This window comes from Hymenobacter sp. GOD-10R (assembly GCF_035609205.1).
Taxonomy (GTDB): domain Bacteria; phylum Bacteroidota; class Bacteroidia; order Cytophagales; family Hymenobacteraceae; genus Hymenobacter.
This window is the reverse complement of the sequence record NZ_CP141184.1, coordinates 4267914-4292216: the sequence shown is the minus strand read 5'-3', so window position 1 is coordinate 4292216 and position 24303 is coordinate 4267914. Positions and strand designations below refer to the sequence as shown.

Annotated in this window: 15 protein-coding genes and 1 other RNA gene; 4 read left to right on the top strand and 12 right to left on the bottom strand. The window is 55.6% G+C overall.

What is annotated here, in order from left to right; translation table 11 throughout:
• Positions 1 to 149: 149 nt before the first annotated feature.
• The gene (gene bglX, locus SD425_RS17160) at positions 150 to 2417 is read left to right on the top strand and encodes a beta-glucosidase BglX (RefSeq protein ID WP_324671168.1); all 2268 of its coding nucleotides are present in this window, start codon (positions 150 to 152) and stop codon (positions 2415 to 2417) included.
• A gap of 123 nt (positions 2418 to 2540) precedes the next feature.
• Here bglX and SD425_RS17155 read toward each other — a convergent pair whose 3' ends face one another.
• The 3 genes from SD425_RS17155 to rnpB form a co-directional block, all read right to left on the bottom strand.
• Positions 2541 to 4010, bottom strand: coding sequence for a glycoside hydrolase family 30 protein (locus SD425_RS17155; RefSeq protein WP_324671167.1), 1470 nt, complete (start codon positions 4008 to 4010; stop codon positions 2541 to 2543).
• A 456-nt stretch (positions 4011 to 4466) separates the two neighbouring features.
• The gene (locus tag SD425_RS17150) at positions 4467 to 5912 is read right to left on the bottom strand and encodes a carbohydrate-binding protein (protein ID WP_324671166.1); all 1446 of its coding nucleotides are present in this window, start codon (positions 5910 to 5912) and stop codon (positions 4467 to 4469) included.
• Between the two features lie 443 nt (positions 5913 to 6355).
• Positions 6356 to 6753, bottom strand: an RNA gene (gene rnpB / locus SD425_RS17145) — RNase P RNA component class A.
• Between the two features lie 417 nt (positions 6754 to 7170).
• Between rnpB and SD425_RS17140 the strand changes: the two genes are divergently transcribed.
• Both SD425_RS17140 and SD425_RS17135 read left to right on the top strand, forming a co-directional pair.
• Complete coding sequence (locus SD425_RS17140) at positions 7171 to 8397, top strand: S8 family serine peptidase (RefSeq protein ID WP_324671165.1); 1227 nt, start codon at positions 7171 to 7173, stop codon at positions 8395 to 8397.
• A 193-nt stretch (positions 8398 to 8590) separates the two neighbouring features.
• On the top strand, positions 8591 to 10702 hold the full coding sequence (locus tag SD425_RS17135) for a glycoside hydrolase family 3 protein (protein WP_324671164.1): 2112 nt from the start codon (positions 8591 to 8593) through the stop codon (positions 10700 to 10702).
• An 83-nt stretch (positions 10703 to 10785) separates the two neighbouring features.
• Here SD425_RS17135 and SD425_RS17130 read toward each other — a convergent pair whose 3' ends face one another.
• From SD425_RS17130 to SD425_RS17095, 8 genes are all read right to left on the bottom strand, one after another.
• Positions 10786 to 12654: a M1 family metallopeptidase gene (locus SD425_RS17130; RefSeq protein WP_324671163.1), complete on the bottom strand. Its 1869-nt coding sequence runs from the start codon at positions 12652 to 12654 to the stop codon at positions 10786 to 10788.
• A 201-nt stretch (positions 12655 to 12855) separates the two neighbouring features.
• Positions 12856 to 13254, bottom strand: coding sequence for a response regulator (locus SD425_RS17125; protein ID WP_324671162.1), 399 nt, complete (start codon positions 13252 to 13254; stop codon positions 12856 to 12858).
• A 44-nt stretch (positions 13255 to 13298) separates the two neighbouring features.
• Positions 13299 to 15029 carry an ATP-binding protein gene (locus SD425_RS17120; protein ID WP_324671161.1) on the bottom strand — a complete coding sequence of 577 codons (1731 nt, stop codon included), beginning with the start codon at positions 15027 to 15029 and terminating at the stop codon, positions 13299 to 13301.
• Entirely contained in the window at positions 15022 to 15351 is a 330-nt protein-coding gene (locus SD425_RS17115; protein WP_324671160.1) for a circadian clock KaiB family protein, read from the bottom strand. The genes SD425_RS17120 and SD425_RS17115 overlap by 8 nt, the downstream gene beginning before the upstream one ends.
• A gap of 10 nt (positions 15352 to 15361) precedes the next feature.
• Positions 15362 to 15652 (bottom strand): circadian clock KaiB family protein, encoded by a 291-nt coding sequence (locus SD425_RS17110; RefSeq protein ID WP_324671159.1) that lies wholly within the window; start codon positions 15650 to 15652, stop codon positions 15362 to 15364.
• 43 nt (positions 15653 to 15695) lie between these two features.
• Positions 15696 to 17429, bottom strand: a complete 1734-nt coding sequence (gene kaiC, locus SD425_RS17105; RefSeq protein ID WP_324671158.1) for a circadian clock protein KaiC — start codon at positions 17427 to 17429, stop codon at positions 15696 to 15698.
• 455 nt (positions 17430 to 17884) lie between these two features.
• On the bottom strand, positions 17885 to 18982 hold the full coding sequence (locus SD425_RS17100) for a Smr/MutS family protein (RefSeq protein ID WP_324671157.1): 1098 nt from the start codon (positions 18980 to 18982) through the stop codon (positions 17885 to 17887).
• Positions 18983 to 19055: 73 nt separating this feature from the next.
• Positions 19056 to 20075: a DUF2279 domain-containing protein gene (locus tag SD425_RS17095; RefSeq protein WP_324671156.1), complete on the bottom strand. Its 1020-nt coding sequence runs from the start codon at positions 20073 to 20075 to the stop codon at positions 19056 to 19058.
• 190 nt (positions 20076 to 20265) lie between these two features.
• Between SD425_RS17095 and SD425_RS17090 the strand changes: the two genes are divergently transcribed.
• Entirely contained in the window at positions 20266 to 23106 is a 2841-nt protein-coding gene (locus SD425_RS17090; RefSeq protein WP_324671155.1) for an alpha-amylase family glycosyl hydrolase, read from the top strand.
• A 117-nt stretch (positions 23107 to 23223) separates the two neighbouring features.
• Here SD425_RS17090 and SD425_RS17085 read toward each other — a convergent pair whose 3' ends face one another.
• The gene (locus tag SD425_RS17085; protein WP_324671154.1) at positions 23224 to 24102 is read right to left on the bottom strand and encodes an N-acetylglucosamine kinase; all 879 of its coding nucleotides are present in this window, start codon (positions 24100 to 24102) and stop codon (positions 23224 to 23226) included.
• Positions 24103 to 24303: the final 201 nt, after the last annotated feature.

The window sequence follows — 24303 nt, the reverse complement described above, 5'->3', positions numbered from 1 at the left end:
CATCCACCGGTCCAACGCCCTAGGCGTCTGACCGGTTGCCGCCTGCGAATTGTCAAAAACTATCATCACCGGTTCAAGACCTAGGTTTGTCGGAATACACAGCAGTGTGTTCTGAGGAACCTAGGTCTTGACCTATCCAACCATTTCGTATGCCTGAACTTTCCCGCCTCCTGTTGGGCGCGAGCCTAGCAGCCAGCGTGCTGCTTTTATCACCAGTTGCCGCGCAAGCCCAGAAAACCAAAAAATCGAGTACTGCCTCCACCAAAACCATTGATCAGCGCCTCGATGAGCTGATAGCGCAAATGACGCTGGAGGAAAAGGTCGGGCAGCTCAACCAGTACACTGGCGACGCCGCTACCGGCCCCGCCGTGACCGACAACAACAAGCTAGGTCAGATCCAAAAGGGCCAAGTTGGGTCAATGCTGAATGTGAAAGGCGCCGCTCGCACTCGTGCTCTGCAAGCCGAGGCCCTGAAGTCGCGCCTGAAAATTCCGCTGCTATTCGGCCTCGATGTAATTCACGGGTACCAAACAACCTTCCCGATTCCTTTGGGCGAGGCCGCTAGTTGGGACCTAGCGGCCATTCAGCAGTCAGCACACGTAGCTGCCCGCGAGGCCGCCGCCGCTGGTCAGCACTGGACCTTTGCCCCCATGGTGGATATTGCCCGCGACCCGCGCTGGGGCCGCGTGATGGAAGGAGCCGGGGAAGATCCCTACCTAGGTTCACTGATTGCCAAAGCCCGCGTGCTCGGTTTTCAGGGCTCAACGCTAGGTAGCACGGATGCCGTAATGGCCTGTGCCAAGCACTTTGCTGCTTATGGTGCCGCCATTGCCGGCCGCGACTACAACGCTGTTGATATGAGTGAGCGGATGTTGTGGGAAGTGTACCTGCCTCCCTTCAAAGCCGCCGCCGATGCCGGCGCGGCTACGTTCATGAACTCCTTCAACGAGCTGAACGGTATTCCGGCAACCGGCAATAGCTACTTGCAGCGCGACATCCTGAAAAAGCAGTGGAACTACCAGGGCTTCGTGGTGAGTGACTGGGGCTCCATCGGCGAGATGATAGCCCACGGCTACGCCAAAGACAACAAGGAAGCCGCGCTGGAAGCCATTACAGCAGGCAGCGACATGGATATGGAAAGTCGCAGCTACCTACCCAATCTGCCCGGGCTGGTGCGCGAAGGCAAAGTGCCGGAAGCGCTGCTAAACGACGCCGTGCGCCGCGTGCTGCGCAAGAAATTTGAGCTAGGTCTCTTCGATGACCCCTATAAGTTTTCTGACGAGAAGCGCGAAAAGCAGGTACTGGCCGACCCGCAGAGCCGCGCTATTGCCCGCGAGGTAGCCCGCAAATCTATCGTGCTGCTGAAAAACGAAAACAACGTGCTGCCCCTGTCGAAGCAGGCGAAGACCGTGGCCATCATTGGGCCGTTGGGCCAGAGCAAGACGCAGCACCTAGGTTTCTGGAATGTATCGACCGATTCGACACAGGTGGTGAGCTTGTACGAAGGCTTGCAAAACAAGCTTGGGAAAACGGCAAAGCTGCTCTACGCCAAAGGCTGCGGCATTACCGGTGACTCGCAGGCCGGCTTTGCAGACGCCATAAAAACGGCCCAACAAGCTGACGTGGTCGTGATGGCGGTAGGGGAGGCCCGCGACATGAGCGGCGAGGCCAAGTCGCGAGCCGAAATCTACTTGCCCGGCCAGCAGGAGGAATTGATTAAAGCTATTGTGCAAACTGGTAAGCCCGTCGTGGTGCTCCTAATGGCTGGCCGACCGCTCATTTTCAACTGGACAGCCGACCATGCACCGGCTATTCTCTACACTTGGTGGCTCGGCTCGGAAGCTGGCAATGCCATAGCCGACGTGCTCGTAGGCGACTACAATCCGGCCGGTAAGCTGCCCATGAGCTTTCCTCGTTCTCTAGGTCAGATCCCCATTTTCTACGCTGCCAAAAGCACTGGCCGCCCCTCCGCCAACGACAAGGACACCAACTACCGCTCGGCTTACCTCGATATGCCGAATTCGCCGCGCTTTGCTTTTGGCTATGGCTTAAGCTATACCACATTTGAGTACAGCGGCTTGAAGATCAATACGAAACAACTGCGAAAAGCGGATAAGCTCACCGTAAGCTTAACGCTCACCAATAAGGGCAAATACGCCGGTGAGGAAGTTGCGCAGCTGTATCTGCGTGATGTGGTAGCCAGCGTGACGCGCCCGGTGAAAGAGCTAAAGGACTTCCAAAAAGTGATGCTCAAACCTGGTGAGAGCAAGACCCTAACGTTCACCCTCGACCAAGACAAGCTAGCCTTCTACAACCCCGATATGAAGTGGACCACCGAGCCCGGCGAGTTCCGCCTAATGATCGGCAGCGCATCGAGTGATATTCGTCTACAGGACACGTTTGAACTAGTAGACTAACTTGCTCGGCTAGGTCTGAACAGCCAAAAAGAAAGCGAGGCTTCGGAAGTTACTTCCGAAGCCTCGCTTTCTTTTTGGCGGCTGCCAGTGATATAGCGCGAAGCTGAGGCTTCGCGCTACGCGTTAGTTCACCACCATCGTCATGATGGAGTGAGGCTGACTCGTAGCGTTGGCCGCCTGACCTTTGATCCAAAGTTGGAAAGCCTGCTCTTTGTCGGTGCTGTTCATGACCACCACGGCCACTTTACCATCCGTGTTCAGGAAAGCGGTGGTTTGCAGCACGTCGCGGCTGGAAGCGGTGGCAATGCGCTTCGCACCAGGCCGGATGAACTTGGAAAAGTGGCCGATATAGTAGTAAATATTGGTGTAAATGAGCTTGCCGGACTTCGTATCGCCAATAACCGGGGCGTAGCAGAAGTTGCCCACGTGGTTAGGGCCGCCGGTTTCGTCGAGCAAGATGTTCCAGTCGGTCCACGCCACGGTGCCCGCGTTGAAGTCGTTGATAAGGGAGTTACCGTACCGTTCGCCCAGCGCCCAGTCGTTCACTTTCGAGAAGTCGAATTTCTCAATGCAGCCTTCGGTGAAGACGAGGTTCTTGGTGGGGTAGGTTTCGTGCACACGGCGCTCATTGTCGAACTGCATGCCGCTGCCGGTCCAGGTTTCGTACCAGTGGTAGCCGAGGCCCCAATAGTATTTGCTAGCCTCAGGGTCGTCGAATAACGTGCTGGCCCGCTGGTACATTAGGTCGCGGTTGTGGTCCCAGCCGATCAGCTTCCGGTCGCCTAGCCCACCTTTTTGCAAGGTCGGACCTAGGTACCCTTTCACGAAGTCGCGCTCCTCTTCGGCTGTGAAAATGCATGACTCCCAGGTTTGCTTCGCCATGGGCTCGTTCTGCACCGTTAGGCCCCAGATCGGAATGCCTTGGCGCTCATATTCTTTGATGAACTTCACGTAGTGATTAGCCCAGCTCTGGCGAAACTCGGGCTTCAGCTTGCCCCCTTTCACCAGACTGTTGTTATCTTTCATCCAAGCAGGCGGGCTCCAGGGGCTCACGTACATTGTGAGCTTGCCCCCAGCCGCGGCTATGGCTTGCTTGATGAAAGGAATACGGTACTTCTCGTCGTGCTTGACGTTGAAGGTCTTGAGTTCCTTGTCGTTGTCGGCTATGTAGGCGTAGCTGTCGCTGGAAAAGTCGCAGCTAGCAATGTTGGTGCGACCTAGGGTGTAGCCAATGCCTTTCGTGGGGCTGTAGTAGGCTTGCATAAACTCTTGCTGCTGCGCCTTGGAGAGCTTGGCGAAGGTTTCGGCCGAAGCATCGGTGAGGGCGCCGCCAATACCCACTAGCGTTTGAAAGGCGTGGTTGGGATCAACAAAGATGGTGGGCTGGGTTTCGAGTGGCTGCCCAACTTCTTGGAAGGAAAGCTTTTCGCCAGCGGTGAGGCGCTGCTGAGTGCTGGCAGCGGTGGTATACACCTGTACTTGCTTACCAACCGCCGAATACGACTTAGGAGCAGCAGAAGTGATAGTTTTTTGCGCCGAGGCGGTGGTGCCGAGCGCGGAAGCAATCAGGACAGCAACTAGGTTTTTGTGCATGGGTAGAAAGGATGGAAAACGAAGGATGCCGCACCGCTCAGTACTGAATCAACTTAAATAGCGAGTACAGCTTGCGGCAAATGTACTTGGCTTAGCAGAGCTAGGTAGACGAGCCAAGTCAAAGAAGGTGCTTTGGCTGACGTTACTTGTGCGCAAACAAAGCTCCTAAAGCACGCGACATGCAACGAAGGTATTGGCTTGGTGGGGGTAAATGCAAGCCTTAAGAGCCCAAGAAAAACGGCGCAAGCGCAACAGAAAGTGTGTTTAAGCACTTACATCACACGTAGCCTACTAGTTTTTGGGCTGTCTGTTAGAAAAGAGGACTCCCCTGTTAGGCTAGAGGCAGGCAGCTACAACACAACGAAAAAAGCTAGCTATATCCTGGCATTCTGGCTGATGGGCACGTAAAAACAGGCTACCCAATATGGGTAGCCTGTTAGGAGAGGAAAGCAGAAGCTATTTGATAAAGCGCTGGGTAAGCTGCTGCCCATTAGCCTGCACTACCAGCACATACATGCCAGGCGGCAAAGTCGCGACATCAGCAGTGCCACTGGCAAAAGAACCGTTGCCGACCTTTCGACCTTGCGCGTCCAGAATCTGGTACAGGCTACCGTCTAATGCTAGGTCAGGCGCCGATACGTACAGCTTGTCGACTACTGGGTTCGGGTACAGCTGTAGGGGCTGGTCGGCCCGATTGAGTTTTGAACTGCTCTGGGTCGTAAGTACCGCACTCGTACCCGCGCCAGCAGGTGGCGTGATTCGAATCCAGTTGAGGTTCCAACCGCCAGTTTGAGCAAACACCCCGAAGCTGTACGTGCCCGCATTGACGTAAACCGTGCGGGAAACCGTCGTCCAGGTTTGCCAGCCGCCTGTAGCCGGAACAGCCGTGTTGCCTAGCTGAATGGAGCCAGAGTTTAGATCCGACGACAGCGTACCGCCGCTGGGGCTCGCCACGCGGTACTCCAGCGTGTAGTTGCCCGACACCGGAAAGTTGATGTTGCTGTAAGCCATCCAATCACCCTGATCAATGTAGCCCACGTTCTGGCCGCCACCCGTATCAGAGGTTGTTTCGAGTTGTACCCCGTTCATGGAGCTGTAGCTCTCTGCCTGAATCAGGTTTGCGGTAGGGGTAGGAGTGGTGGTACCAGATTTCTGGTATACCCGCACGTAGTCGACGTACATGGTCGCGGGCAGCTTGCTCTCGTCTACCGTTTGGCCGGGCCAGTTGCCGGCGACGGCTAGGTTCAACAGCAGGAAGAAGGGGCGTTGAAACTCTTCGGTGCTGCCGGTACCGTTGGTGATGTTGATTTCGTGGTACTTAACCCCGTCCACGAACCAGCGGATATACGTAGGCTCCCATTCTATGCTGTACACGTGGTAGTCTTGCGGCGTAGTCACGAGGTTGCCACCGTACTCGGCGTGCCCATTGCTGTCCCAGTGCACGGTGCCGTACACTTTGTTTTCGGCGTTAATGTGCTCCATCACATCGATTTCGCCGCAAGCCGGCCAGCTGACGGTGTTGATGTTACTTCCCAGCATCCAAAATGCCGGCCACAGCCCCTGGCCGAGTGGGAGCTTCATGCGTGCTTCAATCTTACCAAATTTAAACTCCTTGAGGCCCTGCGTTTTCATGCGGGATGACGTGTAGGACATGCCGCCAACTGTTTCCTTTTTCGCCGTGATTTGCAGGATGCCGTTGACAACGCTAGCGTTTGCACGCTGGTAATATTGCTTCTCGTTGTTGCCCCAGCCACCGCCACCAGTTTCGAACACCCAGCTAGAGCTGATGCCCGTGTTAAATTCATCGGCCCAGACTTGCTGATAGGTTTGGGCGTGGGTGGAAGTCTGGCCGAGCAAGCATAGCGCAACCGCTCCCACGAGGGAGGTAAAAATACGTTTCATAATGGGTGGGAATTGGTGGAAAGATGAGTCGCAAGCAAGTAGCCCGCACAAGCAGGGCATTGCCCTAGGTAGTAGGGCTTGCAAAAGGTGGTGACTCGGGAGCGGTGTAGCAAGAGAGCTGAACACACGCTATCAGCAAGGGCGATGATTAAATGTAAGCCTTTTATTGCCGGTTGCGCAAGTGGGGAGCTAGTGGTAAAAACCTGCTTCAGCGTACTTGAAATAGTGCTTTATACGCTTACTGCACACGCAACAACTCGCTACTATCCTAGTAGGGAAAGCCAGAACTAACTGATCCTGTCGGTGGCGCTGACGCCTACGCAGCAAACCGCGTATTATCCAATGGCCAAAGTTTTGTACAAAAATGATTGAATTGGTGCGAGTACCCAAGTTGGGCTGAAATGCAAACGCCCCCCGCAACCTAGGTTGTGGGGGGCGTTGTAGAGGGTGACGAGTCTGTAAGCCGGGTTCTGTCCACAACCGAAGTTGCGTCTCCACCATTTATCTAGGCCAGTTCTCACGAAAAGGCTCCATCAACCTACCCACGGACGCCGAGCGAGCCGCCCGGTGCAGACCCGAAAGTCCGCGTGCCCGCTTATTTGGTCTTTCAACCCCTGAGGTTTACCCAGCCGGACTAGTTACCTAGCCGCTGGTGCGCTCTTACCGCACCTTTTCACCCTTACCGGCTGCCCGAAAGCAACGTAGGCGGTAATTTTCTGTGGCACTGGCTGTCTGAGCCTTGCGGCCCATCCTTCCCGTTAGGAAGCAGGGTGCTCTGCGTTGCCCGGACTTTCCTCGTCACCAGGTTTGAAGCTGGCGCCGCGGTGGAGCGACTCATCACGGGGTAAAGGTAGGCGAATAGAATGGATTAGCCACGCGCCACTTAGGCTATAGGGTTAGTCGGCGACGGCAAAAGCTAGCCGTAGCTGGCTTAATGCGATGCATCAGGTGCGCGCAGTTGAGAAGCGTAAGGCAGCTACTAATAGTATTTAGTTTTTTGAATGTCACAAATACTGGTGTTATTTCTAAATCTGGTATTTCTCGGCAAAGAGGGCGGATTTTGACACTAGATAATGGCTGATTTTGGTACTATCCCAATTGGGCTTGGACTAGGTAATGATGGATGGTGTGTAAAGATTCCTACATTTCACATTCTCAATCCTGGAAAGTAGGGGGCTGATACGGGTATTTAATTACTCCGCTCAACTCTTCAACACCAGGTGTCACACCATTCTTCTCTCTCCAACCCACTCACAAAATGCAAAGACAACCACTAAATCCCCGCTTCGCCTCTTGGTTGCTAGGTGCTTCAGTCGTAGCAGGTGCTTCTATGTTCACGGCTTGCTCCACCGAACAGGTTAGCCCTTCAGATGCAGTTGTAGGGCAAAGCAGCAACGACGCCAAAACCGGCGAAGATCTGATTGCGGGTCAGTACATAGTCGTTCTAAAGGATGGCACGGTAGAAATTACGACTGGCGATTCGTACGACACGAAAGTGAAGAAAGTAAAGAACGTAGGCCAAGGCTTGCTGAAGGAAAAAGGCGTGAAGCAGGAAGCTATGGGCCTGGCATACGGCCACGTGCTCAAAGGCTTTTCTGCCTCGCTCACCCCCGGCGAAGTAGCGGAGCTGCGCAAAGATGCCCGCGTAGCATACGTAGAGCAGGATCAGATTATTGCGCTCGGTAAACCAAGCACCGGGGGCGGCACTACGCAGCCTACTCAAACCACGCCGTACGGCATTGCCCGCGTGGGCACTGGCGACGGCACCGGCAAAACTGCTTGGATCATCGATACGGGTATCGACCTCGACCACCCTGACCTGAACGTAGATGTGGCCCGCAGCAAATCGTTTCTGACTAGTGGCGCCAATTATGCCTCTCCTGACGACGGCAACGGCCACGGTACCCACGTTTCGGGTACTATTGCCGCCAAAAACAACACCATTGGTGTGGTAGGAGTGGCTGCTGGCGCTACCGTGGTAGCCGTGCGCGTGCTCGACTCACGTGGTAGTGGCTCCAACTCTGGCGTTATTGCTGGCGTCGATTATGTAGCTGCCAACGGCAAAGTGGGCGATGTAGCTAACATGAGCCTAGGTGGTGGCGTCTCGCAAGCGCTAGATGATGCCGTTGCTAAAGCTTCTGCCAACGTACTGTTTGCTCTGGCTGCTGGCAATGAGTCAACGAGCGCTACCACTTCTTCCCCGGGCCGCGTGAATGGAGCTAACATCTTCACCATCTCGGCCATGAATAACACAGATTCGTGGGCTTCGTTCTCCAACTACGGCAACCCACCTGTTGATTACTGCATGCCCGGTGTAAGTATTCAGTCGACGTGGCTGAACGGGGGCTACAATACGATCAGTGGAACCTCGATGGCCACACCGCACATGGCCGGCGTGCTGCTGATGAGGGGCAAGTCGTTTACTACAAGCGGCACTGTGAAAAACGATCCAGACGGCACTGCCGACCCGATTGCACACCTATAGAACCTAGCTTGCTAGCTATAGTCAAAAAGGCCACCCAAACGGGTGGCCTTTTTAGTTGCTTGTTCATCAGTTGTATAGAGCTCATTCGCCGTGACGTACATCCGGGAATTTCACGTACTTACATGCTCTCCCTGCACCTAGGTTTGCCGTAGTGTGCCGGTCTGCCAATCCCACCCCAAACCCACCAACAACTATGCAAATTTTTACCCCTTCATCATTTGCTGTAGCACCTCTTGATTCACTCAGCGTCCCGCGGAAAAGTGGCAGGAGCGCCTGGTGGATTGGTCTTGCGTTGCTCAGCGTTTGTGGCTCAGCGCAAGGCCAAACCAAAAACTGCGTACCACAACCGAACCTAGGGAACCGCTCGGCCAAGATTATTCAGGTGGGCACGTTGAAATTCAAGGATCTGAACAAAAACGGCAAGCTTGACCCGTACGAAGACTGGCGCTTGTCGGCGGAGGCGCGCAGCAAGGACCTGCTAGCGCGTATGTCGGTGGAGGAGAAGGTGGGTTTTATGCTGATCAGCACCACCCGCTTGCAAAACGACTGGGCCTTTGAGGCACCCAAGAACAAGGAGCCGATTACCAGCAACTTCAACGAGGAAGACTTGGTGGCTACCACCAATATGTTCACGCGCAAGCCCTTACCTGTGCCCTTAATGAACGCCGCCGGCACCACCAAAGCCGTAACGCAGTATCACTTGCGGCATTTTATTCTGCGGGCCAGCACGAGTGCCCGTACGATGGCCGAGTGGGCCAATAAGCTCCAGGCGCTTTGCGAGCAGCAACCGCTGGGCATTCCGGCCATTGTGGCCTCCAACCCGCGCAACCACGTGACGGCCACGGCAGCCATAGGCACCAGCGTGGGGCAAACCGCCTTCTCAACCTGGCCCGGCGAGCTAGGTCTGTCGGCCATGCGCGACCTCAAGCTGACGCGCGAATTTGCCGACATTGCCCGGCAGGAGTGGGCCGCTACCGGGTTGCGCAAAGGCTACATGTACATGGCCGACCTCGCCACCGAACCCCGCTGGCAACGCGTCGATGGCACCTTCGGGGAAAATGCCGAGTGGGCTGGCCAGATGATAACCCAGATAGTACTCGGCTTTCAGGGACCAAAGCTAGGTCCTACTTCCGTGGCCATGACCACCAAACACTTTCCGGGTGGTGGCGCCGGCAAGGACGGCCAAGATCCGCACTTTGACTGGGGTAAAACGGAGGTCTTTCCCGGCAACATGCTGGCCAACAACCTTATCCCATTTAAAGCTGCCATCAAAGCGGGCACTTCGGCCATCATGCCTTACTACTCGATGCCCGTCGGGACGAAGTACGAAGAGGTTGCTTATGCTTATAACCGAGGCGTCATTCACGACTTGCTACGTATGGAGCTAGGTTTCAAAGGCATTATCAACTCTGATACCGGGCCAATCGAGATGATGCCCTGGGGTGCGGAGAGCTGGTCGATTACCCAGCGCTACCATCGCGCCTTGCAATCGGGGGTGAACCTGTTCGCGGGCACCGCCGACCCTGCCGAACTGCTGAAAACCGTGCAGACCAACCCCACGGATATGGCCCTAATTGACGACTCGATCCGGCGGCTCTTGCTGGAGAAGTTTGACCTAGGCCTGTTCGAGAACCCCTACGTGGACGAAGATGCCGCCGAGAAAATTGTGAACAACCCGCAGTTTGCGGCCAGGGCAAATGTGGCGCTACGCAAGTCTATCGTGTTGTTGCGCAACGATACCAAAGCGTTGCCGCTCAAGGGGAAAACCAAAGTTTACTTCAAGTCCTACCAGAAAAGATACGGCACCCCCGATGCTGGCCCTGGTGACGTGTATGCTGCCAACGGCGAGCAAGCTACCCTAGAGTTTGTAAAAACGCCCGAGGAAGCGGATGTTATTCTACTGTGGTTAAAACCCAGCGGCAAGCCACTCTTCGCCTCCGATGGTTCGCCGCTGTATCTGTCGCTGTCTAAAAATGCTGTAGATGTCGCTTACATCAACGCCTTGACGGCCAAGAAGCCAACTATTCTTGCCGTGAATTACACTAGTCCATGGGTGATCAACGAAATCTACAACAACGATACGAAGGGTCGTTTCAAAGGGGTAGTAGCTACCTTCGGCACCACACCGGAAGCCTTGCTAGATGTTATTAGCGGTAAGTTTAACCCCACCGGCAAAATGCCTTTCACCACGCCCATTTCCGAAGAAGCGGCTAAGAACCAGAAGGAAGATGTGCCAGGGTACCAAGAAGGGGCGGGGTATCCGCTGTTCAAGTACGATGAAGGGTTGAGCTATTCGGTAAACTAACTAGCTTTTCTTGAACGCGTTGCAGTCGCTTGGTTGTGCCGAGCGACTGCAAGATGTATAACTAAGTTGCTTGAGATAAGTACTTATTTCCCTTCCCACGTATTATCCTTTGGGTAGCTATCTGGTACGTACGTGCTTCCTAGCGTCACCTTCTTTACCTCCTTATCCGCCGAAAAAGTCACATTTACCGACTTTTCGCCCTTTTCCCACACTTCGATAGTGCGATGAAATTTCTGGGTGGAATTGTCGGCGAAGGTTACGGTTAAGTCAACCGGAACGGGTTTAGTGCCTTTCGATTCTACCGCGACGGCGTAGCCATTGCTCTGTTTAGTGACGCTTGCAATAGCTAGGTCGGGGTAGCCTAGGTCGAAGAACCAGCGCTGCCAGAACCAATTTAGGTTGCGGCCAGCTCCAGCATTCATGCTGTTGAAGAAATCGAAGGGCATAGGGTGTTTGCCATTCCAGTTCCGGATGTAGGTGTGGAGGGCTTTGGTAAACAGCTCGTCGCCGAGTAAGTCCTTCACGTAGAGGTAACCTAGGCCCGGCTTAGGGTAGGAGTTGAGGAAGAAGGGCGTGCCGTTTTGCTGCGTAGTGAGCGTCGTAATGGGCAAGTCGGCCTCGGTATCGGCGGCGCGCGCGTAGGGTGTCACGCCGTACTCATCGGTGAACTTCGGCTCGATGAGTGACGAAATAACCCACTCTCCAATGGTTGCCCAACCCTCGTCCATCCACCCATACTTGGTTTCGTTGATGCCCATGTAGAAGGGAAACATCGTGTGGAATATCTCGTGGTCGGTGAGGGTGATGACGTCCTCGCGCTTGTCGAGCGGGTTGTCGTTCACCATCATCGGATATTCCATTTGGTCGAGACCGTCGAATACGGTTTCGTGCGAGTAGGGGTAAGGCCACTTCGGAAAGGTGTAGCTCATAGCCTCCACCGTACGGCGCGCAAACGCCGTAACTTCCTCAAAATCTTTATGCCTGGGATTGTATGCTGCATCCACACGGGTACGGCGCTTCGTGGCCGGGTCAACCACCAGGCTGCTGGCCTGCCACACATAATGGTCGGCAGTAGCAAACACAAAGTCGGTTACGTTTTCCGCCTCAAAGTGCCAGGTATTCTGTGGCTTAGTAGCCGTAATATCGCGCCGACCTAGGTCAGTGGCATCAATGATGGTTGTGATGCCGTCCTTTTTGCCGGCATCGTCCAAGCGTTTCGCGTACTTCTTGGTGAGTACCTGGTCGGCGTTCGTAAGGTCGCCAGTGGCCCACACTACGAAGTTCTTGGGCACCGTCACATCGGCTTTGAAGTTGCAGAAGTCGTTGTAAAACTCGGCCGAACCGGTGTACGGGATACGGTTCCAACCGTCGATATCGTCGTACACGGCGATACGCGGGAAGAAGTAGGCCACAAAAGCAGCGCCGGGCTCAATCTCGCCGGTGCGCATGTGCGAGCCCTGATTGAGCGTGTAGCTGTAGGTGACCAGCACCTGGGTTTTCTGCTTAGGGCCGATGGGCTTCACTACCGGCACCAGCATATTCGTGGCGTCGATGCGCAGCCTGCTTACATCCAGCGCCTGCCCATTGATGCTCATCTGCTGAATCTGCACGCCGTCGTTTTCATCTTCTGGCTTCACCGAGCCCGCGCGTGGCGCACCTTTCTGGTAGTAGTTGGGGTACAGCTTGAAGAGGATCTGCCGGAGCGTATCTGGGCTATTATTCAGATAGTCAATGGCTACCGAACCTAGGATGCGCCGAGAAGAAGGATCGAAGTTGACCTTGATAGCGTAGTCGGCGGTGTTCTGCCAATAGCTAGGGCCGGGCTGCCCATTTTGTGCCCGCGTGCCTTTGGCATACGTAGCCGCAAGATTGCGCGGAATGGGTAAATATGACTGAGCAAGAACCGCCGTAGGGCCCGCAAGAAGTAAGCTGAAGAAGAGGGTGCGAAACATAGCCGCAAGGTACGATGCCGCGCCCTGGCTACCACAAATCGGATGTCGCCCATTGCGGCGTAAAAGGTACCAAGCCGCACAGCAAGCTCGTCCAGCCAAGTGCTTTCAGTAGTATCTGGCGATGAAAACCGGGTCTAAAGCTAGGCGGCAATGCCTGCCTAGCTTCCCATGACCAAGCAGCTCCGTAGGCGAGGTAAGCGGCTAGAAGTGGTTCTGCAAAATTGCTTGCATCTTTTCCGCCGTGAGCGGCTTGCTGATAAAGTCTGTTACAATGCTCAATCGCTGCACCCGCTCTACGTCGCGCGGATGCAGGGAGGTGGTGAGCATAATAATGACGATGGCTTGATGCTGCGCTAGGGACATCTGCTGGTAGGCCTCCAAAAACTGAATGCCATTCATGCCGGGCATGTTCACGTCCAACAAGATGAGCACTGGACAGACCGGTGAGTCGCCCTGCTGGTTCAGAATATCAAGAGCTGCCTGTCCGTCCTGCGCTACCAAAACCTGCTCGGCTACACCAAGCTTCTTTAGCAGTAACTGATTAAGGAAGTTAGTGGTTTGGTCATCATCCACCAGCAGAATACAGGGTAATTTGGGCATTGGAGCTTAAGGAGAAGGCGCTTGTAGATACTATGTAAGCACTTCTACGCTGGTGAGGGCACTTCGTGACGAAAGTAAACGGAGAAAATAGAGCCAACACCCGCTTCACTGCTGACGGTGAGCATGCCGCCACCATTCTCTACCATCCGCTTCACCATATACAAGCCGATGCCAGAGCCCTCAATTCCAACGTGAAAGCGCCGAAACATCTGAAACAACTCCGCTTGCTGCTCTTTGTTTAAGCCTAGGCCGTTGTCTTGCACCTCCAGCACCACATAGCCCTCCGTCTGATAACAGCGTAAGTGTACCTGGGCAGTGCGCTGTGGATGCCGGTACTTGACAGCATTGCTCAGCAAGTTATACACCACCGAACGCAGGTTCTTGCTCGAAAATGACACTGCCGGACACGCCGTAACATCCACTTTCACCTGCGCACTAGTTTGCTTGATCAGCGGCTGCAAGTCCAGTTGCACATCTTGGATAATGGCAGATAGGTCTACTTGGGTGGCAGGCTGATGATGCTCCTTTTGAAGCTTAATAACGTCGCTCAGGTGCGAAAGTGTGCGCTGGAAGCGAGCTACGGCCTCCTGCATCATGCTTAGTAAGGGCGCCACGGTTTGTCCTAGCTCGCCTTCCTTCGGTAGCTGATCTTGCAGTTCATACACCAACCCCTCAATATTGGTGATCGGGGCCTTCAGGTCGTGGGAGGCCGTGTAGATGAAGTTGTCGAGGTCGACATTCACGCGCACCAACTGCTCGTTGTTGGCGCGCAACTGTTGCTGTGCTTCTGCTTCCCGCTGCTGACCTAGCTTATGCTCGTGAATGTCGGTATAGGTGCCAATCCACTGAATTACTTCCCCTTGTTCGTTGCGCGACGGCAACGCCCGGGCCAGCATCCAACGGTATTCACCCGCCGCGTTGCGAATGCGGCACTCCATTTCCAGTGGTTGCGAAGTCTGCAAGCAATGCCGCCAGTGTTCCATAGCCGAATCTAGGTCGGCAGGATGAAACTGAGTACGGATGTCGTAGGAGGTGTGAGGAGATGGTTGACCCGTGTAGTCAAACCAGCGCTGGTTGAGGTAGGTGTTTCTTCCGTTTGGGCCAGCCGTCCAGGCAATGTGCGGGATGCCTTCTAGAATACGGCTCGTTTCGGCGGCGGCTTGCTCTACGGCTAGGCGGGCGCGAGCCTGTACCTGCAATTCCTCGTTGGTACGCGCCAGCAAATCGTTCTGCTCCACCACCCGAGCCCGGATAGCGTTGATTTCCCGCTTGTCCGATAAATCGGTGATGATGACGGCCAGCATGGGTGTGTTGTTGAAGGACAACACATTTAGGCCGAGTGCAAAAGGCTGGAGCAGACCATCGGCCGTTTCCAAAGGCATTTCACCCTTGCTGCGCCCAGCCCAGCCTGCGGCTAACAGCAGCTCCCAGTAGGTGTGCTGCTCGGCGGGTACGAAACTCCGAAAGGAGGTGCCCATGATGGCTTCCATGCGCCGCCCAAGCAAGCCTGCTAGACAGGCATTGCAGTAAAGCACCGTGGCATCCTGACTCAGCAGCAGCGCCCCCTCGTTCATCTGCTCAATGAGGGTACGGTAGCTCTGATCGGCGCCTTCTAAGGTGAAAATGCGCGGTCCTTCGGCCGCCTGCACCGCTAGGGCATCAATAGTGCCGGTACGAATGGCCGTAATAAGATCCTCAGCCTCTTGCAACTGTTGACGCAACAGCTCATTTTCCTGGGCTAGCTCAGTGGCGGTAAGCGGCGGACGATCAGCCATGCAGATAAGGGTCGTTGGGGTCAGGGGAAAGACCAAGCAGCGCCAACACCCGACGACGGTCTGACAAGTCACCTACCAACCACCGTGTCAGACCCGGACTCCGTTTGACTAATGTGGGAGCCGCAACAATGCGTGCCTCCTGCGCCATTTCTGGCTGTTGGTATATATCGACGATCTGAAGCTCATAGCGCCCTGCCAGATACCGTTCGCAGATATCCTTCAAGTTGCGTACTGCCTGCGTCGAGTTGGGGGTAGCGCCCGTAATATACAGGTGCAGCACGTACTCAGCACCGCCCGGCCCCTGGCCTTGCTCTGGTTCCATAGTGCGCGGCTTACTTCGGGTCAAGAGGTCGTATATCCAACCCAACCAGCACGCGCTCCTGGTTCGACAGGTCGCCTATAATTTTGCGGATGGGGGAGGGTACCTTGCGTACCAGCGTCGGAATAGCAAGTATCTGGTCGCCCTCGGCCAGTTGCGGATGTTGCAACAAGTCGATTACTTCCAGTTGGTAGCGCCCCTTCAGGTGCTCCTCACAGTATTTTTTCAGGTTGGCTAGTGCTGTAACCGATTTAACCGTTTGGCCGGCAACGTACAAGCGCAGTTCCCAAATTTCTTCGTCCATGGGCAGAGGTAGGGGGCCGAAGGCATTCCCTATGGTGGGGTAATTAGGAATTAGTAGGGGATGCGGGCGATTTCTCAGTTTGCTGGGAAGGATGCCGCCCGGCTATCTGTCGACGGCCTACTGTGAGATTCTCGCGGAGTTCTTCCTCCTCGCGGTTAGTACGGCGGAGTTCTTCCTCCACTGACTCAAACTCAGTGCGTAGGTTGGAAATGGTGGCTTCCAGTACCCGGCGCTTCCGCTCCAACTCTCGTTCACGGCGCTCAATTTCTTGCTGAGCGGACATAGCCTGTGCCTGCTCCTGCAAGAACTGGGTATGACGGCTAGCACCCGTGATAATGCCCGTTGGCCCTAGGACTACGTCGAGCAGCCGAATGCCTTCGCTAGTGACCAAGAACTCGCGCACTTGGTTGGAGTGAGACATGCCGCGTGCTTTCAGAATGCTCAGACCGCGGTTGCGCTCCCCGATGCCTTCGAGGTCACGCACATGAATCCAGACGTCTACCAGCGAGGAAACTCCTTCTTCGGTCATCTCTAGGTTGGTGTTGCGGCCGCTTACTAAAGCCGTAAACAAGGCCGTGATACCTTGTACCTTGAGATAGTCGATTAGGCGAGTGAGCATGCCGCGCACTTCTACCAGGGTGCCCACCGATACTAGGTTGCTGATGGGGTCGATAATAACCGTGTTAGGCTTGTATTCGCCAATCAGTTTGTGGATCGTGACTAGGTGCTGCTCTAAGCCATTGAGGGTTGGCCGTGAGGCTTCAATGTGTAGTAGCCCTTGCTTGATATACGGTTGCAGGTCCATGCCTACGGAAAGCATGTTGCGGATCAGCTGCTGAGGCGATTCTTCAAAAGCGAAGAACAGGCACTGCTCGCCGCGACGGCAGGACTCTAGGGCAAAAGCGGCAGCGAGCGTCGTTTTGGCCGTGCCTGCCGTGCCGGTGATGAGCGCGCTACTGCCCCGGTACAGACCACCGCCGGTAAACATCTCGTCTAAGCCCGGCACGCCCGTTGACACCACTTCGTTTGATACTTCGTGCTCCAGTTTGAGGGACGTAACGGGCAACACCGAAATGCCGTCCTCGGTAATGAGGTACGGGTATTCGTTGGTGCCGTGCGTGCTGCCGCGGTACTTCACAATTCGCAGGCGACGAGTCGTAATCTGGTTTACGACGCGGTTATCCAGCAGAATCACGCAGTCTGACACGTACTCTTCCAAACCCTGTCGGGTGAGCTGCCCCTCGCCACGCTCGGCCGTGATGACCGTCGTGACGCCTTTGTCCTTGAGCCAGCGGAACAGCCGCCGAATTTCGGAGCGCAGGATGGCTTGGTTCGTAAAGCCAGAAAACAGTGACTCAATGGTATCGAGCACGACGCGCTTGGCGCCAATGCTGTCGATGGCGTACCCTAGCCGAATGAATAAGCCTTCGAGGTCGTACTCGCCGGTCTCCTCAATCTCGGAACGGTCTACGTGCACGTGGTCGATGCGAAGCTTTTTGTCGGCTTGCAGCTGTTTCAGGTCAAAGCCAAGCGACGTGACGTTAGCGGCTAGCTCGTCGGCTGTCTCCTCGAAAGCCATTAGCACGCCGGGCTCGTCGAACTCTTGGATGCCTCGCGTCAGAAACTCAACGCCCATAAGCGTCTTGCCGCAGCCTGCTGTTCCACAAATCAATGTGGGACGGCCACGAGGTAAACCCCCTTCCGTAACTTCATCAAGACCATCAATACCAGTGGGGGCTTTGGGGAGAGCCGGTAGCAATTGAGAACGAGTAGACATTACTGCAGAAACGAACAATAGATAGTATGCTTCACTAGGCAAGGTACAACCTAGAAATCCAGAAAGCTAAAGTGGATGCGCTAGTCTACTACTTACGCGGTTGCAACAGTCGTGTTTACATCCGTGGCAAACGCGTAAGTATGAAAGACTTGGTAGTGGTACGCTCTACAGCGTATAATCAGTAAGTTAAAAAGCAGCATGCGGAGCCCCGTGGAGCATCTTATGGGCAGTTGTTGTAAGAAGTTCCTACTGAGCAGAGTTTCCAGTACACCCGACATGCCCCGCGGGGCTCTACATGACTTCTATATGGGCAAAACTATTTTTTGCTCACTTCCCACCTACTCGCGCTTGGTACTGGACCCCTTCGCCTCTGGTCATGGCCTGCGGCGTAAATAACTATGTGCTGGCTGTTTCGGCAGGTACTCCCAGCGGCCTGTACCTAGGTAAGCGCCCTACTATTTCAGGCGCACCAGTGTGGCGCCATAGCCGAACTTCTCTTTGCGCGCATCTTCAAAGAATTTGATGTCTTTGTTGCGGCTCAAAAGCTTATGAATCTCCTTGCGCAGGGTTCCGTTGCCGGAGCCATGAATGAACACGATTTCGTGCATGTTGGTAGCAAGGGCGCGGCTCAGGGCATCTTCAAATGCATCAATTTGGAGCTTGAGCATGGCCGTGTTGCTCATTGGTGGCTCCGCTTTCAAGGCTTCCGGGCTGAGCGCCTCCAGGTGCAGGTCGAACTCGTGGGGGGGCGGTACGATGGCTTTGGCAGGCTCCGGCACAGGAGCCACGGCGGCGGGCTTGGGGGGCGTGTTGCCCGTAAGCTGCTGCTTAAGCTGCTCGGCTAGCTTCTCCGGAGCCAGCGCGACGGGAGCAGCAGGCTTCTCGTCGAGCTGAAAGAGATACGCTTCTTTCTGCAGAATAGGAGCTTGTTGGCGGCTGTTGTAGAAGGTGGCCGCTTTAAACTGTTGGCGCTTGGTCAGCAGTTCAAAAGCTGTGTCGCCGTTCACGCGGTGGGGCAGGAGCTGAATGACTACAGCGGGCCATTGTTCAAAATCTTTTAAATGCCAATGTGCCAGTGGGCGACTCGTTGCTTTCGGACCTAGCTTATCCGACGACAAGCCGCGGTATTGCCCGTCCCGATCTTCGCCGTAGGTAAACAGCAAGTCGCTGTCGGTGTTGTTGACGAGGTGCGTCGCCAGCAGCTCCGGAGACTGGTGCACCAAGGCTAGGTACAGCCCTTTCTGCACGCGTACGGGCTCGGGAGCCGGTGCTTTCGTTCCTGCTTTTGCTGTCGCCGGAGCCGGCTTGGCAGAAGTGCCAGGAGCAGACTGGCGGGTGCCAGCGGCGGCGGCATTGCGCTCGGCAGCAATGGCATTAGCGGTCTGGCCGAACGCTTTTTGTTCTTCTGCGGCAACTACTACCACCTCGCGGCGCATTACCGGAATCGTGAAATCATTATCGATGGCTACTTCTACCAGGTCGTTGTCGAGCAGGCGGGTGATGATGCCTTCTTCGCGCCCGGTAAGCAGGCGTACTCGGTCTCCTACGTTCATATACTTGTTGCTGGGTGTGGGATAAAGGTAACGGTTGCGCGACCGGGAAAGTCACTTCGCTAGAGTAACGAAGCTACCAGTACAATCCGCGCAAGACAAAGCCTCGCCGGTTGTTGAATTCCAACGCTGGTGCCGGCAGGTGAAAAATGCTAGCTACGTAAAACACGCGGCGTAGAAGCTTACTACGTGTGGGAATACGAAGCAGATTGACATCGAGGGTGAGATAGTACTGGCGATAGGCGTGCAAACCTAGGGCGGCATTGCTGCCAGGGTCGTTGTACACCATCTGCTGGGCACCGTAGCCAACGGCTGGCTGCAGCCATTTGGGCCAACGGCTTTGGGCAGGCAGCCAAGCAGCTAGGTCGGCGCAAAGCCAGTACGTGTGGCCGTTGTAGTCCTTCAAAAATTGCTCGCCCAGCGATTTGCCGAGCACATTGGGGCGCAGCTCGGCGTAGCGGGTGGTGTGAAAGGAATACTTCGGCATGAGGCGAACTTCGCCCCAGGTGAGCTGCTGCCCGATGAGCGCCGCCGACCCTAGGAAGTTAGCAGCTAGGTCGGTGGCTGAGGCGCCATAGGCCGGGTCGCGGCCATCGAGCAGCTCGATGGGGCTTTGCAGCAGAAAGCCCACGAAGCCGCCGTACCAGATGGCCTGCTTGTCAGGGAGGCCGGCCCAGCGGAGCATGTCTACGGCGCCCCGGCTTTCTTGGAATGCGCCCCAAAAATGTCCGGCTTTATCGAGCTGCTTCCACTCGGGCAAATCGTTGAACCAGTGCAGCTTTGTGCGCGGACCCGTGTACCAAGCCTCGCCCAGCAGCACTAGCCCTCCGGTGTAGGCTACTGCTAGCCCACCCGCGAGCAAAGGCAGCCGCCGGCCCACCCGCAGCGAATCGGCAGGTGGGCGCAGTAGCATTGCCTGGGTGGTGACGCGCTGACCAATGGAGTCAGTGTGACGTATCGCGTGGTGGCTAGTATCTGCTTGATAAAGGGAGGGTTGGGCTTGCGTACGCGCCGCCGTGAACCAGTAGATGCCAGCAAGAAAAAGGAGCAAACGTTGCCACGAAGTAGCGTAAGGAGAGAAGGGGCAACGCAGCATGAGCAGACTTTAAAAGCTAGCCTAGGGAAGATGGGAAGTTGTTCGACTTACAATAAACAGTAAGCCTAACTTCCGTCAGTTCAGCCGAAGCCGCCTCAAAGCTACAAACAAAGATGAGCGGCAGCTCGACGGATCAGGCGAGAATCCGTACTTCCTTCTACCATCTTCCACCCATTCACCTCTCTATTCTATGCCTAAACTTCGACTCTTCTCGGGTTTGATTTGGTTGCTGTTGCTCCTTGGCCTGCCTGCGGCCCAAGCGCAAGTCGTTACGACGCAGCCTTACTTTTTTCGCGACGACACGCCCGTCACACTCACCTTCGACGCGACCCAAGGGAACGGTGGCCTCGCCAACTTCACCGGCCCCGTGTACATCTGGACCGGCGTCGTTACGAACCTTAGCACCAGCAATACCAACTGGCGCTACGTGAAAAGCCCAAGCTTCAACCAGCCAGACCCCGCCGCGCTGATGACGCGCAGCGCCACCAATCCGAACCTGTACACCATTACGCTGACGCCGCGCACCTTCTACAACGTGCCCGCTGCCGAACAGATTCTACGCCTAGGTATGCTGTTTAAGGACGCGGCCGGCAACACCATCGGCCGCGGCGACGGGGGCGCTGATATTTTTGTGGACGTGTTCCAGGGCGGCTATGCCGTGCGCATCACGAGCCCAGTCACGGGCGGTAACCCGCAGTTCGTGATGGCGGGTGCCACCGTGACGGTAAGCGGCGCGGCCTCGGCATCTTCCCGCATGGAAGTGTACCTGAACAAGGCATTGCTTTCCGGGCAGTATGGTGTCACTAGTATCTCGTACTCACTGCCTTTGACCCAGGTTGGCCGCAACGTCGTGCGGATTCAGGGCAACAGCGGCGCGCAAACGGTGTCCGACTCTGTGGTATTTATTGTGCGTTCGTCTGATGTGCCTACGGCCGCCCTGCCCGCCGGCACCAAGGATGGCGTCACTTATCTTTCCAGCACATCGGTGCGCCTGAAGCTCACGGCGCCTGAAAAGCAATTCGTGTACGTGCTCGGCGATTTTAACGGTTGGCAGCCCGCTCAGATGATGAATCGCACACCAGACGGCAAAGATTGGTGGCTCGATATTACCGGCCTCGCGCCGGGCCGCGAGTACGCCTACCAGTTTTTGGTAGATGGACAGTTGCGCATTGCCGACCCCTACACTGAAAAGATTCTGAGCCCTACCGACGACCAGTACATTCCGCCTGTTACATACCCCAACCTAAAAGCCTATCCGACGGGCTTGACGACGGGCAACGTGGCGGTGCTGCAAACGGACCAAGCTAGCTATAACTGGCAGGTGACCAACTTTCAGCGGCCCAAGAAAACCGACCTTGTTATCTATGAGCTGCTGTTGCGCGACTTCGTGGCGCAGCATGATTATAAGACCCTACGCGACACACTTAGCTACTTGCAGCGGCTAGGGGTCAATGCAATTGAGCTGCTGCCGTTCAACGAGTTTGAGGGCAACGAAAGCTGGGGCTACAACCCCTCGTTCTACTTCGCGCCCGACAAGTACTACGGTACCAAAACCGACCTCAAGCGCTTTATCGATGAGTGTCACCGCCGCGGTATCGCCGTCGTGATGGACATGGTGCTGAACCACTCCTGCGGGCAAAGCCCCATGGTACAGCTCTACTTCAACGGCAACACTGGCAAGCCTGCGGCTAATAGTCCATGGTTTAACCAAGATGCCACGCACCCTTTCAACGTGTGTTACGATTTCAACCACGAAAGCCCCTACACCAAATACTTCAGCAAGCGCGTGATGGAGTATTGGCTTCAGGAATACCACATCGATGGCTACCGCTTCGACCTCTCCAAGGGCTTTACGCAGAAGCAAAGCGCAAACGTAGATGAGTGGAACCAGTACGACCAGTCGCGGATAAATATCTGGCAAGACTACCGCAACACGATTACGGCCGTGAGTGCCGATGCTTTCATCATTCTGGAACACCTCGGCAACAATGACGAGGAGAAAGTACTGGCCGACCTAGGTCTGATGTTGTGGGGCAATATGAATGGTAGCTACAACGAGGCTACGATGGGCTACCTAGGTGGCTCTGATTTCAGCGGCGGCTACTACGGCGCCCGCACTTGGACCCAGCCCAACCTCGTGACCTACATGGAAAGCCACGATGAGGAGCGCCTGACCTTCAAGAACGTGGCTTATGGCAACAGTTCTGGCACTTACAGCGTGAAGGACCTGAACACGGCCCTCGCTCGCGACGAAATGGCCGCGGCTTTTTTCTTCACCGTACCCGGCCCGAAGATGGTATGGCAGTTTGGGGAGCTAGGTTACGACTTCAGCATCAACCGCTGCACGGACGGCACGATCAACGACAATTGCCGCACGGCTAACAAGCCTATTCGCTGGGACTACCAGCAAGTGCCGGCCCGCAAGCAGCTCTACGACGTGTACCGCAGCCTAATAGCGCTACGCGTAAATGAACCGGTGTTTGAGGCGCCTACTACCTATACGCAGCAGCTCGCGGGTGCTGGCAAAACTATCCACCTAGCTGGCCCTGGATTGAACGTGACGGTTGTCGGCAACTTTGACGTGGTACCAACCAACGTGAACCCCGGCTTTCAGCAGGCTGGCACTTGGTACAACTATCTAACTGGGGCTACCCGCGTCGTGACGGACCCCAACGCGGCTATTACCTTGCAGCCCGGCGAGTACGCCGTGTACACGTCGCGCCGCATCACGCGCCCTGGGGTGCTCGCCACCAAATCAGCCCAGCAGAACTTGCTGCATCTGAGTGCCGCTCCCAATCCTGCCGACGCCACGGCTACCCTGCGCTATGAGCTAGCTTCGGCCGCACCCGTCAGCTTGGCGGTGACTAACCTACTCGGGGCTACCGTGTATACCTTGCCCACAACTAGCCGCCAAGCCATCGGCGCGCACGAGCTAGCTTTGCCCACCGCTAACCTAGCAAATGGCGTGTACTTGGTGCGCCTGAGCGCTGGCTCGCTGCAGCAAACCACCCGCGTGCTGGTGCGGCACTAAGGATGCCGTGAGTGACTTCACGCCGCGCAATCAGTGCGAAGTCACGAATCACCAATCAAAAAGGCCGGCTCCCATGTGGGGCCGGCCTTTTTGCTTTAGGTAGTTTCCTATTAGGTCCTACTTCTTGTAATCCGTGTGGTACGTCACCAAATCATCAATAGGGGAGCGGATGATCTTGCCGACCTTCATGCCGTGCTCGCTGGCCACCTGCGTCAGCGCGTCGCGGAAGTTGTAGCCTACCGAGCCAATACAGTTGAAGGTGTACGACTGGTAATTAGGATAGTGCAGCACAATGTTCTTGAAGAACGCCTGGAAGCCTTCTACTACAATCTCGCGGCAGTAGCTGATGTTGTTGTGGTCGTAGGCGAACCGGGAGAAGCTAGCCAGGAAGCGGTTGGGCAACGGCTGGTTGTAGAGCCGATCTAAGATGTCGTCGCGCTCCAGCTTGTAGGTTTCCCAGAAGATTTCCTGCAAGCCATCGGGCAGCAGCTTGCGCATGTAGTCGCGCAGCAGGCGCTTGCCGATGAAGGAGCCGCTGCCTTCGTCACCCAGGAAATAGCCCAGTGAATCGACGTTGTAAGAGACTTTCTCGCCATCGTACACGCAGGAGTTGGTGCCCGTGCCGAGGATAGCTGCAAAGCCTGGCTCGTCGCCGAGCAGGGCATGGGCTGCGGCCAGCAAGTCGTGGTCGACGTGCACCTCGGCGTTGTGGAACGTCTGGCGCATGGCTTTGGCAATTTTCTCTGCCTTTTCCCGCGACGATACGCCGGCGCCGTAGTAGTACACGCGTTGCACTTGGTCGCGCGGTAAGGTGTCAGGAAGGTTTTTGTCGAGTGATACCAGCACGTCTTCCGTCGAAACGAAATCGGGGTTATAGCCTTCAGTGTTGAAGTAAATACGATTTCCGGCGTCATCGAGCTGACACCAGTTGCTTTTGGTAGAACCGCCGTCGGCAATAAGGATCATGGGCAAGGCAAAAACAGAGTGGGCAAACAAAGAAACGGTTGATCTAGGTACGATACCGGGGCAACCGAAGTAGCGAAGCACGGAAAAGATTTTGGTAGATAAAAATATAGAGGTGCTTCCTTCTCTTTTTCGAGGCTAACAAGGGATGAAGCCTTTTTACCCGACTATAGAAAATAGGGGAGAGGGACAGGCGGAAGAGAAACAGTCAGGCCGAGAAAAGCTAGGTCCTGC

Coding starts and splice junctions, on each gene's coding strand:
- bglX (WP_324671168.1), top strand. CDS start 150: ATGCCTGAACTTTCCCGCCTCCTGTTGGGCGCGAGCCTAGCAGCCAGC.
- SD425_RS17155 (WP_324671167.1), bottom strand. CDS start 4,010: ATGCACAAAAACCTAGTTGCTGTCCTGATTGCTTCCGCGCTCGGCACC.
- SD425_RS17150 (WP_324671166.1), bottom strand. CDS start 5,912: ATGAAACGTATTTTTACCTCCCTCGTGGGAGCGGTTGCGCTATGCTTG.
- SD425_RS17140 (WP_324671165.1), top strand. CDS start 7,171: ATGCAAAGACAACCACTAAATCCCCGCTTCGCCTCTTGGTTGCTAGGT.
- SD425_RS17135 (WP_324671164.1), top strand. CDS start 8,591: ATGCAAATTTTTACCCCTTCATCATTTGCTGTAGCACCTCTTGATTCA.
- SD425_RS17130 (WP_324671163.1), bottom strand. CDS start 12,654: ATGTTTCGCACCCTCTTCTTCAGCTTACTTCTTGCGGGCCCTACGGCG.
- SD425_RS17125 (WP_324671162.1), bottom strand. CDS start 13,254: ATGCCCAAATTACCCTGTATTCTGCTGGTGGATGATGACCAAACCACT.
- SD425_RS17120 (WP_324671161.1), bottom strand. CDS start 15,029: ATGGCTGATCGTCCGCCGCTTACCGCCACTGAGCTAGCCCAGGAAAAT.
- SD425_RS17115 (WP_324671160.1), bottom strand. CDS start 15,351: ATGGAACCAGAGCAAGGCCAGGGGCCGGGCGGTGCTGAGTACGTGCTG.
- SD425_RS17110 (WP_324671159.1), bottom strand. CDS start 15,652: ATGGACGAAGAAATTTGGGAACTGCGCTTGTACGTTGCCGGCCAAACG.
- kaiC (WP_324671158.1), bottom strand. CDS start 17,429: ATGTCTACTCGTTCTCAATTGCTACCGGCTCTCCCCAAAGCCCCCACT.
- SD425_RS17100 (WP_324671157.1), bottom strand. CDS start 18,982: ATGAACGTAGGAGACCGAGTACGCCTGCTTACCGGGCGCGAAGAAGGC.
- SD425_RS17095 (WP_324671156.1), bottom strand. CDS start 20,075: ATGCTGCGTTGCCCCTTCTCTCCTTACGCTACTTCGTGGCAACGTTTG.
- SD425_RS17090 (WP_324671155.1), top strand. CDS start 20,266: ATGCCTAAACTTCGACTCTTCTCGGGTTTGATTTGGTTGCTGTTGCTC.